Origin of the sequence: Mesorhizobium sp. M0678, from assembly GCF_040320505.1 — a bacterium.
Taxonomy (GTDB): Bacteria; Pseudomonadota; Alphaproteobacteria; order Rhizobiales; family Rhizobiaceae; genus Mesorhizobium.
On the sequence record NZ_JAMYPT010000026.1, the window covers coordinates 29575 to 42208 of the forward strand.

Below are 12634 nucleotides of genomic sequence, written 5' to 3' on the forward strand. Positions count from 1 at the left end.
TTTCATTCGTGAAAGGAAACCTCGCGGCCTATGATAGAATTCATCAGTTCTAATTTTTGTCGGCGATGTTGAACGACAGAAATACGGCGCCGGCGATGCGGTGCCCGAGCGGCTGACCGCGCCGAGTTGCCGGGCCGTGCCAGTCACCAGCGCCTGCGAACCAGGGGCGGGAGCGATAATCACTGCCGACGACACTGGTCGGTCGCGGCAACCGCCATTTCCTCGATATTGATGACGCAGATAAGGCGGCGGCGTCGCGTGTGAAGGCGCGAAGGTGGCGGTCGAGCGCGGCTTTCTCGGCGGTGCTCGGAACTTCTGAACCGCATCGTCGCGGTCAGCACCAGCGGCGTCAATCCCTACGTCTCGACGTCGCTTTCAAGCTGTCGCTGCAGCGGGAGCGCGGCAAAGAACACGGCAATTCTGCGCCCTGGTGCCAGCGATGCGGCCCTTCCCAAAGTCGGCAAACCGAGGAGCCCGCCACGATGTGCAGCAAAACCGCAAGCCAGAGAGATCGACCGGCAATCTGCCGGAGAACATCAAGCGCGTGCTGGACGGCGGCCTTGTCATTCCCGTCTTGTGCCACCGCATTCATCCCATCATTGGCGAGCCCAACGTCAGTTCAGGTCATGCGGATCCATTTGGCATGGGTATTGCGGCGGCGTTGGTGCAGCGTTCGACCGGAGCGCCGCGATAGGGAGAAGCCCGGGAGAAGTCACGCCACCTCGATCCGGTCAGGGAGAGAGAAACAGTGTCAGCTGCACAAGTCCGCGGCGCGAGTCCCGCGCCCCGCAAACCCTTCTATGCCAAGCTTTACGCGCAGGTGCTTGCCGCCATCGCCCTCGGCGTCGCAATTGGCTATTTCTATCCAGGGACCGGCGAGAGCCTGAAGCCGCTGGGCGATGCCTTCATCAAGCTGGTCAAGATGATCATCGCGCCTGTCATCTTCCTGACAATTGCGACCGGCATTGCCGGCATGAACGATCTTCACAAGGTCGGCCGGGTCGCCGGCAAGGCAATGGTCTATTTCCTCACCTTCTCGACGCTGGCGCTGATCGTCGGCCTCATCGTCGCCAATGTCGTCCAGCCTGGCGCCGGCCTCAACATCGATCCGGCCTCGCTCGATGTCCAGGCCGTGAATACCTATGCCGCAAAGGCCCACGAGCAGTCGGTCACCGGCTTCCTGATGAACATCATCCCGCCAACGATTGTCGGTGCCTTCGCGGAAGGCGACATCCTGCAGGTGCTGTTCTTCTCGGTTCTGTTCGGCATGGCGCTCGCGATGGCCGGAGAGACGGGCAAGCCTGTCGTTTCCTTCCTTCAGGCGCTCATCGCGCCTGTCTTCAAGCTCGTCGGCATTCTGATGAAAGCCGCGCCGATCGGCGCTTTCGGCGCAATGGCCTTCACCATCGGTAGATATGGCATCGGTTCGGTCGTCAACCTCGCGATGCTGGTCGCGACGTTTTATTTCACCGCCTTCCTCTTCGTGTTCGGGGTTCTCGGCGCGGTCTGCCGCTACAACGGCTTTTCGATCTGTTCTCTCATTCGCTACATCAAGGAAGAGCTGCTGCTTGTCCTCGCAACGTCCTCCTCGGAGGCCGCGCTTCCCTCGCTCATGCAGAAGATGGAGAAGGCGGGCGCCAGGCGTTCGGTTGTGGGTCTCGTCATCCCGGCCGGATATTCGTTCAATCTGGACGGCACGAATATCTACATGACCCTGGCGGCCCTCTTCATCGCGCAGGCGACGAACACGGATCTGTCAATCGGCGATCAGGTGCTGCTGCTGCTCGTTGCGATGCTTTCCTCCAAGGGCGCTGCAGGTGTGACAGGTGCGGGCTTCATCACCCTGGCTGCTACGCTCGCCGTAGTTCCGAGTGTTCCCGTTGCTGGGATGGCACTGATACTCGGCATCGACCGCTTCATGTCCGAATGCCGGGCGCTGACGAATTGCGTCGGCAACGCAGTGGCATCCCTCGTCGTTGCCCGCTGGGAAGGAGAATTGGACCGAGCGCAGATGAAAGCCGCCTTCTGCGGTCATCAGCTTGCCGAGGCATCAAACCGGCTATCCTCCGCCGAGTAAGGTCGACGCACCGCGACCGGTTTCGCCAAGCTGGTCACATGACCTGAACGATCGACTCGCAGGCTCTAAACGGCGCCTCACGGACCATGTATCAGAAGCGCAATATGTGTGAGTGCAAATCATCGCCGCCCTAAGCGAATGAACCTTCCGTTATACCCGGCCGGTCTACATCTGGAGTAGTCCAATACGCTGTCGATCATTCAGTATGCGGGCGTCTCCACTTTGCCCACCCGAAACCATTGTCGAATCGCGCTAGGTGACAGAGAGCCAGCCTGCGTCAAAAACCAATCAGAATAGGATCCATGACCAAGCGCCCCACAATTGCCGATCTCGCCCGCGAAGCCCGAGTCAGCGTAGCAACGGTCGATCGGGTTCTGAACGCCCGCCATCCGGTGCGCGAGGAGACCGCGCGGCGGGTCCACGACGCCGCCCACGCGATCGGCTATCATGCTGCCGGGCTCATCAAGCAGCGCTTGCGGCGAGACCTACCGTGCTACCGTCTGGGCTTCATCTTGAGAAAACCGGCCCAGCATTTCTACCAAGACTTTGCGCGCGAGGTCGAAGCGTCGGTCAATTTGGCCCAGTCCTTCCACGGCATTCCGCTCATCCAATTCGCCCCGTCACATATGCCGAGCGACCTAATCGCACCGCTCAAGGATTTGGGTGCACGCTGCCATGCGATCGCGATGGTGGCACCGGACCACCCGAAAATTACAGCAGCGGTTGAGGACCTCAAGGCCAAAGGCATTCCGGTTTTCTCGCTGCTTTCCGACTTCGCCGCCGGCGTGCGACAGGGCTATATCGGCCTCAACAACCGCAAGGTGGGGCGCACGGCCGCTTGGATGGTGTCCAAGGTCGCAAAACGGCCCGGCAAGGTGGCGGTGTTTGTCGGCAGCCATCGTTTCCAGGGGCACGAGCTCCGTGACGTCGGCTTTCGCTCCTATTGCCGTGAGAACGCGCCGACGTTCGAGGTGCTCGATCCGCTTGTGAACCTGGAGAAACGGCAGGTCACCTACGAGGCAACGCTTGATCTCATGCAGCGGGAACCCGAGCTCGTCGGCTTCTATGTCGCCGGCGGCGGCATGGAGGGCGCCATCTCCGCGGTCCGGGAAGAGGGTAAAAGTCGCGATCTCGTCGCGATCGTGAATGAAATCACGCCGGAATCTCGGGCGGCACTCGCAGATAACATCATCACGATGGCGGTCGCCACGCCAATGCGCCGGCTTTCCCAGGAGCTGATAACGCTGATGACGCGGGCTATCGAGACCGGCACTGCTGAAACACCAGGACAGACATTTCTGCCGTTCGACATCCATCTGCCGGAAAATATATGAAGCTGATGGATTCTATCGTAAGCGGGGAGTTTCCTTTCATAAATGAGAGAAAGTTGATTGATGATCCGATCCACGCGGGGTAGCCGCACCCCACAGGCCTCAGCCGCGGCCCAGGATGAAAGCGCCGATTGAGTGAACGGATCGGCCGCGCGTTCAGGCGGAAGCGCGAGGTAAATTCCCTACATCCGCAGCGTCGACCTCGACCGGCTTCATTGCCAACATCTCGACTTTGTCGGTGCAGGGCGGTGTCGTCAAGGATGCCTCACGCCAGTAGCCGAGCGAGGCCGGCACAGTCCATTGGGATCGACCTCGTCGACCGCCATCTCCTCGCCTGGCCGCGCGTGAAAAGCCGCGGCAAGGCCGGCAAAGTTGGCATTTGAGTGGGGCTAAACATCTTCTGGGACTTCGCACGCGAAATCGGAGGCGGCAGTCAACTCAGCACCAACCGGGCATGTGTTCTGCTCGTTCCTGGCCCTCGTACTCAGCAAGGAACTGCGCCGCTCTGCCCCGAATGGCAACCGCTCCTCCGCGACCGCCTCCAGGAGCCACCATCGAAAAGGATGGTCGCGTCGTCACCACCACGTCACGGCAAAAGTGGGCAACGTCTTGAAGGCAGCTGGCATCGCTCTGCGACACACCTCGACAAACAACTCGCCTGAGATCACCCTCAAAAAGGTAGTGGTAACACGCGCCGGCGCGCGCCTAACATGCTGATTAATGACATTATTCTTACAGCCGGTGTTTAAGTGGGGCTAAATCTCTTCTGGGACTTCGCACGCGAAATCGGAGGCGGCAGTCAATTCGGTACCAACAACGGCAAGGTCGGATCCGGCGTGCCCGAGACACTCAATAATTTCAAGCAAAGGCGCCAGGCGAGATGCCTCCTGCAACATCATTTCCCGCATCCACAGGCTTGCCGGATCAGTATTGTGAAGCGCAGGCCATTGGACGGCCTCCGTGAATGCGGGATGAGGAAGTGGCGGCGGAAGTCCGACAATCCGCAGGGGTGTTGTTTTTGCGAAATGCTGCGCCAGCCGTAAGGGCATGGTCCCGATGCGGTTGGTGCCTGATACAACGGGCGGGATCATGCTAAAGCCCTGTACGACGACCTCGATACGTCTCTCGAAACCGTGCTCGAGCAAATACCATTCCTCCATGGTGGGCTGCCGGGTGTGCCTGAATCTGAGCACAACATGCCCCATGGACAAGTATCGCTCGAATGTAAGTGGCTCTGACAGCTGCTTGTTCGTGCCGCAGCCTACGCATACGAGCATATCTTCGAACAGGGCTGCGCGAGGATGTTTCGACATGAACACTTCCGGCATAATCAGAAAATGAACGTCGCCGCGCCGGAGAAGCTCCTCGGGGTCGTCGGAAATAGGCAGACATTCGAAGCGGACGGCGGGAGCTTCCCGCGCAGCACGCTCTACGATCTTCTTAAAAAATACGAGCGTGAGGTAATCGGAAAGCATGATTCGGAAGAGACGATCCGATTGGGCTGGGTTAAAGGCGTCCCAGGAAATAATCGATAGCTGGATGTGCAGCAATGCGTCCCGGACTGCTGGGGCGAGCCCCTCCGCGCGCGGTGTCAAAATGAGCTCGCGGCCGTTCATCGCAAATAGCTCATCGCTGAAATAGGCGCGTAACCGAGCGACGGCGGCGCTCATGGCCGGCTGGCTCAGGTTAATACTCCGGGCCGCCGCGGTGACTTTACGTTCCCTGATCAGAGCGTCCAGCACAACGAGGAGATTTAGATCCAGCCCCTTAAAACGCATGTCCTGATCTATCCAGCGTGTGGATGGGTATCATCTAAACAATCAATTTTACGAATTTACGAACCATGCATTAGAGGAACGTAAATGACCGACGTCAAGCTCAAATCGACGGCGCCGCAACACGGGCGGGAACATCGAGAGAGCTCATTTGCGAGCCCGACCGGCTGGCTCACCTTCGCTAACGACAACGGTTGAGTGCAGTCAAACAACGCCGCCGCTTTGGTCGGGTAATGCGGCCCGCAAGAAACTAATAAGAAAGAGAGATCCTGAATGCGCTCGCAGGTGCAGTGGAAGTTGTGCTGGGAAAATGAGTTGCAGCTCTCCGACCATGTCGAGCTCGCCAAGTTCTTTCGAAATACCTATGGGCCGACTGGGGCGTGCAACGCAGAACCGTTCGAAGGTAGTCGAAGCTGGGCCGGAGCCAGGCCTGAACTCCGCGTAATCGCCTATGATTCGAGCGGTGTAGCGGCCCACATGGGCATACTGCGCCGTTTCGTCAAGGTTGACGCGGTCGATCTATTGGTGGCTGAGCTGGGCCTGTACGGGGTACGTCCGGATCTTGAGGGCCTCGGAATCGCCCATTCAATCCATGTCATGCTTCCAACACTGCAGGAGCTTGGCGTTCCATTCGCTTTCGGAACCGTCCGGGACGCGCTGCGGAATCATGTTGAGAGGTTCGGGCGGCGATACAGCCCTTTGGCTGTTTTGTCGGGAATTCGCGTGCGCTCCACCCGACCAGAGGCGCGCCTCGACCTGCCGCCCACACGCATCGATGACGCACTCGTCATTGTTCTGCCAGTTGGACGACCGATCAGCGAATGGCCCACCGGCGCGATGATCGATCGGAACGGACCAGAGCTATGAGCCGTCCCGATTGCTTATACGAAGTGCGCCGTGAGTGCTCTGACGGCACCGGCCGTCGCAGCGTTTATCTGACGTTCGACGACGGTCCCAATCCACTTTTCACACCGGAGATTCTGGATGTGTTGGCAGAGCAGCGGGTGCCGGCGACTTTCTTCGTCATCGGCGCCTACGCCTTAGAGCACCCGGATCTAATCCAACGAATGTTTGCAGAAGGGCACGAGCTAGGCAACCACACGATGACTCATCCGGATCTGTACAAATGCGGCTTCGGCGAAGTGCAACGTGAGATCTTTGAAGCGAACGGCGCCATCATGAGGGCGTGCCCTCAGGCCTCGGTGCGCTATATTCGCGCGCCCTACGGCGCCTGGAGCGAAGAAGTCTTCACAGCGTCACAGATCGCCGGGCTGACGGCCCTCCATTGGTCCGTCGACCCTCGAGATTGGTCTCGCCCTGGGGTCGACGCGATTATCGATACCGTGCTCGCCTCTGTCCGGCCGGGCGCAATCGTACTCTTGCACGACGGATGCCCTCCCGGCGAGTTGAGCCAGGGCGCTCACGCCGGTCTGCGCGACCAGACGGTCACGGCGCTGTCCCGTCTGATTCCAGCACTTCATGAGCGCGGATTTGTAATCCGCTCACTTCCTCAACATCACTGAACAAACGAGATCCCATGACTCTTCTTGGTACAACCAGCACTGTGGCCATTTCGCTTTATGCACTGCTCTCGACTGCTTATAAGAGCATGCAGGGGATTTATGCTCTGCCGACAAACGACTCATCGGCGTTGGAGGATCTCGTCGGCTCCGATCAACTGCCCAGCGTGGATGTCATCGTCCCCTGCTTCAACGAGGATCCGCGCACGCTTTCAGAGTGCCTGGCTTCCATTGCAGACCAAGAATACGCCGGAAGACTTCGGGTCTATGTGGTTGATGACGGTTCTGGAAATCGCGAAGCCGTAGGAACTGTCCACGAAACCTACGCGCGCGACCCTAGGTTCGACATCATTTTGCTTCCCGAGAATGTTGGAAAGCGCAAGGCGCAGATCGCCGCGATACGCCGCTCATCCGGGGATTTGGTGCTTAACGTTGATTCAGACACGATACTCGCGTCCGACGTCATCACCAAGCTTGTACCGAAGATGCGAGATCCAGCGGTCGGCGCAGTCATGGGTCAGTTGATTGCCAGTAACCGGAGCGAGAGCTGGCTGACAAGGCTGATAGACATGGAGTACTGGCTGGCTTGCAACGAGGAGCGCGCGGCACAGGCTCGCTTCGGTGCCGTTATGTGCTGTTGCGGCCCATGTGCCATGTACCGCCGGTCAGCGCTCCTTTTGTTACTGGACCAGTACGAGTCGCAATTTTTTCGGGGCAAGCCAAGCGACTTCGGGGAGGATCGCCATCTCACTATCCTCATGCTGAAAGCAGGCTTTCGAACCGAGTACGTTCCGGGCGCCATCGCGGCCACAGTCGTTCCGAACAGACTCGGACCGTATCTGCGCCAACAACTCCGTTGGGCACGAAGCACATTCCGGGACACGCTGCTTGGGCTGCGCTTGCTGCCCGGCCTCAATAGCTATCTCACGTTGGACGTGGTCGGACAGAATCTCGGGCCGCTACTCCTCGCCCTATCGGTACTAACGGGCCTCGCACATTTCGCACTGACAGGCACTGTGCCTTGGTGGACAGGACTGATGATTGTGTCCATGACCATGCTCCGATGCAGCGTGGTAGCATTTCGTGCTCGACAGTTTCGATTTCTGGGCTTTTCCCTGCACACGTTCATCAACATCTTTCTCTTACTTCCCTTGAAGGCCTACGCGCTGTGTACATTGAGCAATAGCGATTGGCTGTCGCGAAGCTCTGCTGTCGCTACATCGAACACTGGGGGAAAACAGGCCCCCACCCAAACTCCGATCACTGGATCAAGCAGGGCAGAATTCTCACCGCATGCGGCTCCGCTTCGCAGGCTCGATCTTGCGCGGATTCTTCGGGATTAGCGCTGTCGAGCAACATCTGCGGCGACGAGTGATCGCTAATTACCTAGGTGACGAGAGGTGGACGAGTTTGACCCAGAACATGAATCATCAGTTGCTCGATCGGGAATTGGCCGCAGACGATCCGTGGCGCCTCGACGGCAATCCGTTCGAGCGGGAGCGCCACACGCAAATGCTCCAGCTGGCGCTTGCCCAAGGCTCCATTACAAATGCCCTCGAAGTCGGGTGCGCTGCCGGCGCATTCACGGAAAAACTAGCCCCCTACTGCCAAGGGCTCACCGTCATCGATGTCGTGGCGCAAGCGATTGCTCGAGCACGTCAACGGATAAAGGAGCCGTCGCGCATCAACTGGATAGTCTCCGATGTTCAACAGTTTTCGACCGACGAGTTGTTTGACCTGATCGTTGTGGCGGAGGTCCTATACTACCTCGAAGACATAGCCGAGATGCGCGCGGCCGTCAAAAACCTGGTGCGGGTGCTTGCGCCAGGCGGGCATCTGATCTTCGGATCGGCAAGGGATGCTAATTGCCGTCGCTGGGGTCACGCCGCTGGTGCTGAGCCGGTCATCGCCATGCTGAACCAAACGTTGATCGAGGTAGAGCGTCTTGAGTGTCGGGGCGAGTCGGTCAACGAAGACTGCTTGCTCGTCCGTTTCCGGAACCCGCTTTCCGCTTCCTGATGAATCGAATCTATCGCCGTTAACGTGGAGACACTATGCGCATCTGTGGTACCAAGCTGACCCATGATGGGGCGATCGCCCTTGTCGAGGATGGACGGCTCGTCTTCTGCGTTGAGCAGGAAAAGCGGCACAACAATCCGCGTTATCAAACCATCGATAATCTCGACGCAATTGTCGCCGCTTTGGCGGAACAGGGGCTAAATCCTTGTGATGTCGATCAGTTCGTTATCGACGGCTGGGATGGCGAAGACGAGTCACAGTTTCAGGTCCGGCAGGCAACCAAGCAACCGCCAGTCTTGGCGTCCCTCTCGGTAAAATGAACCCATGTCCATGGTAGCGATCGATCTTACTGACGTAAGCAAAACTTATGACAAGCTCGTTGTCGACAGACTGTCGTTCCGCGTTGCGGCGGGGGAATGCTTCGGGCTCTTGGGACCGAACGGTGCGGGCAAAAGCACGATTGCGCGTATGGTCCTCGGCATGACATCGCCTGATGCGGGGAAGATTACTGTGCTCGGCGCTCCAGTGCCGGCGCGCGCGCGTTTGGCACGTATGCGCATCGGCGTGGTCCCGCAGTTCGACAATCTTGATACCGCGTTCACTGTACGCGAGAACCTGTTGGTGTTCGGGCGCTACTTCCGGATGAGCAGACGCCAGATCGAAGCGGTCATACCATCGCTGCTTGAGTTCGCCCGCCTCGAGAACAAAGCGGATGCGCGCGTCGCCGAACTGTCCGGCGGCATGAAGCGGCGCCTGACGCTCGCGCGTGCGCTGATCAATGACCCGCACTTGCTGGTGATGGACGAGCCGACCACCGGCCTCGATCCGCAGGCCCGCCACCTGATCTGGGAACGGCTGCGATCGCTGCTGGCGCGGGGCAAGACTATTCTTTTGACTACCCATTTCATGGAAGAGGCCGAGCGGCTGTGCGATCGGCTGTGCGTTATGGAGGAGGGGCGCAAGATCGCCGAAGGCCGCCCGTCCGCACTCATTGACGAGCAGATCGGCTGTGACGTGGTCGAGGTCTACGGCGGCAATCCGCATGAACTGGGTGCGCTGATCCGGCCGTACGCACAGCGCATCGAGGTGAGCGGTGAGACGCTTTTTTGCTATGCACCCGATCCGGAGCAGGTGCTGGTGCAGCTACGCGGGCGCGCGGGTCTGCGCCTTCTGCAGCGTCCCCCCAATCTCGAGGATGTGTTCTTGCGGCTAACCGGGCGCGAGATGGAGGACTGAACAATGGGCGAACGTTATGCGGCGGCCATGCCCGCCAATGCGTGGAATTGGGTCGCGGTTTGGCGCCGCAACTATCTTGGATGGAAGAAAATCGGGCTTGCATCTGTTCTCGGCAACCTCGCCGATCCGATGATCTATCTGTTCGGTCTCGGCTTTGGCATCGGAACAATGATAGGTCCTGTTGAGGGCACTTCGTACATTGCGTTTCTCGCGGCTGGCATGGTTGCCACAAGCGCGATGGCATCGGCGACTGCTGAAACGGTTTACGGGAGTTTCGGCCGCATGGACAACCAGCGCACCTGGGAAGGAATGTTATGCACTCAGCTGACGCTCGGCGATATCTTACTCGGCGAATTGGCGTGGGCAGCCACCAAGGCCCTGATGGCGGGCACAGCAATCACTATTGTTGCCACCACGCTCGGCTACACATCGTGGCCATCCATCCTCTGCTTGCTGCCAGTCATCGCTCTCAGTGGCCTCGCCTTCGCGAGTCTAGCGATGGTCGTCACGGCGCTTGCGCCCAGTTATGAATATTTTATATTTTATAATACGCTTGTTATAACACCCATGCTGTTCCTTTGCGGCGCGATGTTTCCGGTCAACCAATTGCCCGGCGCTTTTCAGGACGTCGCCTCCTTGTTGCCGCTCGCACATGCGATTGACCTCATTCGTCCGGCGATGCTTGGCCGTCCGGCCGGCAGCATGGGCCTGCATATCGGCGCGCTTTGCATATACACGGTTTTGCCGTTCTTCCTATCGGTTGCTCTATTTCGTCGTCGGCTGATGCGTTGACGCTACTCACCATTCGTAAAATTGATTCTTTGCGCGATACCCATCCACGCGTCGGATAGGTCAATACATGCGTTTTAAGGGACTCGATCTAAATCTCCTGGTTGTGCTGGACGCTTTGATCAGGGAGCGTAAAGTCACCGCCGCGGCCCGCAGTATTAACCTGAGTCAGCCGGCCATGAGCGCCGCCGTCGGTCGGTTACGCGCCTATTTCAGCGATGAGCTATTTACGATGAACGGCCGCGAACTCATTTTGACACCGCGCGCGGAGGGGCTCGCCACAGCAGTCCGGGAGGCATTGCTGCACATCCAGCTGTCGATTATTTCCTGGGACGCCTTTAACCCGGCCCGATCGGATCGTCGCTTCCGCATCATCCTTTCCGATTACCTCACGCTCGTATTTTTTAAGAAGATCGTAAAGCGTGCTGCGCGGGAAGCTCCCGCCGTCCGCTTCGAATGTCTGCTTATTTCCGACGACCCCGAGGAGCTTCTCCGGCGCGGCGACGTTGATTTTCTGATTATGCCGGAAGTGTTCATGTCGAAACATCCTCGCGCAGCCCTGTTCGAAGATATACTCGTATGCGTAGGCTGCGGCACGAACAAGCAGCTGTCAGAGCCACTTACATTCGACCGATACTTGTCGATGGGGCAGGTTGTGCTTAAATTCGGGGACACCCGGCAGCCCTCCATCGAGGAATGGTATTTGCTCGAGAACGGTTTCGAGAGACGTATCGAGGTCGTCGTACAGGGCTTTAGCATGATCCCGCCCCTTCTATCAGGCACCAACCGCATCGGGACAATGCCCTTACGGCTGGCGCAGCATTTCGCAAAATTAACACCCCTGCGGATTGTCGAACTTCCGCCGCCACTTCCTGCCGCATTCACGGAGGCCGTCCAATGGCCTGCGCTTCACAATAATGATCCGGCAAGCCTATGGATGCGGGAAATGATGTTGCAGGAGGCATCTCGTATGATTACCCCGCCTAAGAGCACCGGACGTCTCAGTTGTCGGCCGAATTGAGAAACTGACCCCCTCGGTTATGAGAGGAGGCATGGATGGCGATTGGGATTGGGCGATTCCTGCATTGTCGAGAACGATGCAGGGAGAGCAGATCCTTCAGCCTGAAGAGGTGGCAGCGATGCTGCGGCTGCATGAGCTTGGCTGGGGAATGAACCGACGGGCGAAAGAATTCGGGTGCGCGCGCAACACGGTGCCTCGGTATCTAAGCGAGGGCGGGACTGTTCCGTTTCGCAAGCCTGTGCGGCCGACCGCGTTTGACGGACTGGACGATTGGCTGCGGGAGCGCTTCTTCCCCCATGGCTCGGGCTGGATGACGATCTCGACCCGCTCCAGATGCGCCGGGAACGCCTTGCGCGGTCGCGCAGCACGTCGCGGCTCGCCTGTCGGTCTTGCGGCCTCGAGCTCGGACTCAATCGCGCCGAGCCCGGTCTGGATTTCGTCGAAGGCGAAGGCCTGCTGGTCACGTTCGAGCTTCTCGGAGCTGCGACCGAAGCGGCGCGCTCCAGCTGCTTGACGATCCCATGAAGGTCGGCGATCCGCTCCTGGGCAGGCTCGTTGAGTGTCGCCATCCGGACGATCTCGGCCTTGAGTGTTTCGCTCCGGAGTTGTTGCAGTTCGGCCTTCTCCGCCGCCATGGCGACGAACATCGCCTTGAGCGTATCGATTTCGTGGGGACGGGCCGAAGCGCTTCTCGTCATGACGCCGACAGAAGCTTATTGTGCACGGCCTGAAGCCCGCCTTTTGCGCCTGAGTCACTTCGCCACCGCCTTCCGGCCGGACGCCGTCGCCGTTCGGCTCGAACGCGTGTCCAGTCCATGCCTTCGACGAGCGCCATCAGTTTCGGCGCGGCAAGCCGATCACGCCGT

The 12634-nt window shown here is 59.0% G+C and carries 11 protein-coding genes and 4 pseudogenes; 13 read left to right on the forward strand and 2 right to left on the reverse strand.

Translation table 11 applies throughout. The features are described from left to right. The first annotated feature begins 484 nt into the window (after positions 1 to 484). The 4 genes and pseudogenes from NKI29_RS28935 to NKI29_RS33560 all read left to right on the forward strand — a co-directional run. A complete protein-coding gene (locus NKI29_RS28935; protein ID WP_156937379.1) occupies positions 485 to 694 on the forward strand; it encodes a hypothetical protein in 210 nt (69 codons plus the stop codon). Positions 695 to 748: 54 nt separating this feature from the next. Then, positions 749 to 2077, forward strand: coding sequence for a dicarboxylate/amino acid:cation symporter (locus tag NKI29_RS28940; protein WP_023678259.1), 1329 nt, complete (start codon positions 749 to 751; stop codon positions 2075 to 2077). 302 nt (positions 2078 to 2379) lie between these two features. Beyond that, positions 2380 to 3411, forward strand: a complete 1032-nt coding sequence (locus tag NKI29_RS28945; RefSeq protein ID WP_023678260.1) for a LacI family DNA-binding transcriptional regulator — start codon at positions 2380 to 2382, stop codon at positions 3409 to 3411. 414 nt (positions 3412 to 3825) lie between these two features. Next, positions 3826 to 4070: pseudogene (locus NKI29_RS33560) on the forward strand (IS1634 family transposase); the annotation flags it as partial. A 93-nt stretch (positions 4071 to 4163) separates the two neighbouring features. Here the strand turns inward: NKI29_RS33560 and NKI29_RS28950 are convergent. Continuing rightward, complete coding sequence (locus NKI29_RS28950; protein ID WP_352623584.1) at positions 4164 to 5186, reverse strand: LysR family transcriptional regulator; 1023 nt, start codon at positions 5184 to 5186, stop codon at positions 4164 to 4166. Positions 5187 to 5456: 270 nt separating this feature from the next. Here NKI29_RS28950 and NKI29_RS28955 point away from each other — a divergent pair, with 270 nt between their 5' ends. The 9 genes and pseudogenes from NKI29_RS28955 to NKI29_RS28995 form a co-directional block, all read left to right on the forward strand. Next, entirely contained in the window at positions 5457 to 6050 is a 594-nt protein-coding gene (locus NKI29_RS28955) for a NodA family N-acyltransferase (RefSeq protein ID WP_023678262.1), read from the forward strand. After that, positions 6047 to 6706, forward strand: a complete 660-nt coding sequence (nodB, locus tag NKI29_RS28960) for a chitooligosaccharide deacetylase NodB (RefSeq protein ID WP_352457035.1) — start codon at positions 6047 to 6049, stop codon at positions 6704 to 6706. Before NKI29_RS28955 ends, nodB begins: the two co-directional genes overlap by 4 nt. A gap of 14 nt (positions 6707 to 6720) precedes the next feature. After that, entirely contained in the window at positions 6721 to 8046 is a 1326-nt protein-coding gene (nodC, locus tag NKI29_RS28965; protein ID WP_352798084.1) for a chitooligosaccharide synthase NodC, read from the forward strand. Positions 8047 to 8125: 79 nt separating this feature from the next. Continuing rightward, a complete protein-coding gene (gene nodS, locus NKI29_RS28970) occupies positions 8126 to 8722 on the forward strand; it encodes a nodulation methyltransferase NodS (RefSeq protein ID WP_502896734.1) in 597 nt (198 codons plus the stop codon). 35 nt (positions 8723 to 8757) lie between these two features. Then, positions 8758 to 9003: pseudogene (locus NKI29_RS28975) on the forward strand (carbamoyltransferase N-terminal domain-containing protein); the annotation flags it as partial. 43 nt (positions 9004 to 9046) lie between these two features. After that, positions 9047 to 9958, forward strand: coding sequence for a nodulation factor ABC transporter ATP-binding protein NodI (gene nodI / locus NKI29_RS28980; protein WP_023719311.1), 912 nt, complete (start codon positions 9047 to 9049; stop codon positions 9956 to 9958). A 3-nt stretch (positions 9959 to 9961) separates the two neighbouring features. Then, positions 9962 to 10750: an ABC transporter permease gene (locus NKI29_RS28985; protein WP_352450738.1), complete on the forward strand. Its 789-nt coding sequence runs from the start codon at positions 9962 to 9964 to the stop codon at positions 10748 to 10750. 67 nt (positions 10751 to 10817) lie between these two features. Then, a complete protein-coding gene (locus tag NKI29_RS28990) occupies positions 10818 to 11768 on the forward strand; it encodes a LysR family transcriptional regulator (protein ID WP_352523367.1) in 951 nt (316 codons plus the stop codon). Positions 11769 to 11799: 31 nt separating this feature from the next. After that, positions 11800 to 12066 (forward strand): annotated as a pseudogene (locus tag NKI29_RS28995) (hypothetical protein); the annotation flags it as partial. 77 nt (positions 12067 to 12143) lie between these two features. On the opposite strand, the pseudogene NKI29_RS29000 reads toward NKI29_RS28995, so the two are convergent. Beyond that, a pseudogene (locus NKI29_RS29000) lies at positions 12144 to 12524 on the reverse strand (transposase domain-containing protein); the annotation flags it as partial. Positions 12525 to 12634 lie beyond the last annotated feature (110 nt).

What these genes read in the sequence shown, in the direction of transcription:
- NKI29_RS28945 (WP_023678260.1), top strand. Translation starts at nt 2,380, where the DNA reads ATGACCAAGCGCCCCACAATTGCCGATCTCGCCCGCGAAGCCCGAGTC.
- NKI29_RS28950 (WP_352623584.1), bottom strand. Translation starts at nt 5,186, where the DNA reads ATGCGTTTTAAGGGGCTGGATCTAAATCTCCTCGTTGTGCTGGACGCT.
- NKI29_RS28955 (WP_023678262.1), top strand. Translation starts at nt 5,457, where the DNA reads ATGCGCTCGCAGGTGCAGTGGAAGTTGTGCTGGGAAAATGAGTTGCAG.
- nodB (WP_352457035.1), top strand. Translation starts at nt 6,047, where the DNA reads ATGAGCCGTCCCGATTGCTTATACGAAGTGCGCCGTGAGTGCTCTGAC.
- nodC (WP_352798084.1), top strand. Translation starts at nt 6,721, where the DNA reads ATGACTCTTCTTGGTACAACCAGCACTGTGGCCATTTCGCTTTATGCA.
- nodS (WP_502896734.1), top strand. Translation starts at nt 8,126, where the DNA reads ATGAATCATCAGTTGCTCGATCGGGAATTGGCCGCAGACGATCCGTGG.
- nodI (WP_023719311.1), top strand. Translation starts at nt 9,047, where the DNA reads ATGTCCATGGTAGCGATCGATCTTACTGACGTAAGCAAAACTTATGAC.
- NKI29_RS28985 (WP_352450738.1), top strand. Translation starts at nt 9,962, where the DNA reads ATGGGCGAACGTTATGCGGCGGCCATGCCCGCCAATGCGTGGAATTGG.
- NKI29_RS28990 (WP_352523367.1), top strand. Translation starts at nt 10,818, where the DNA reads ATGCGTTTTAAGGGACTCGATCTAAATCTCCTGGTTGTGCTGGACGCT.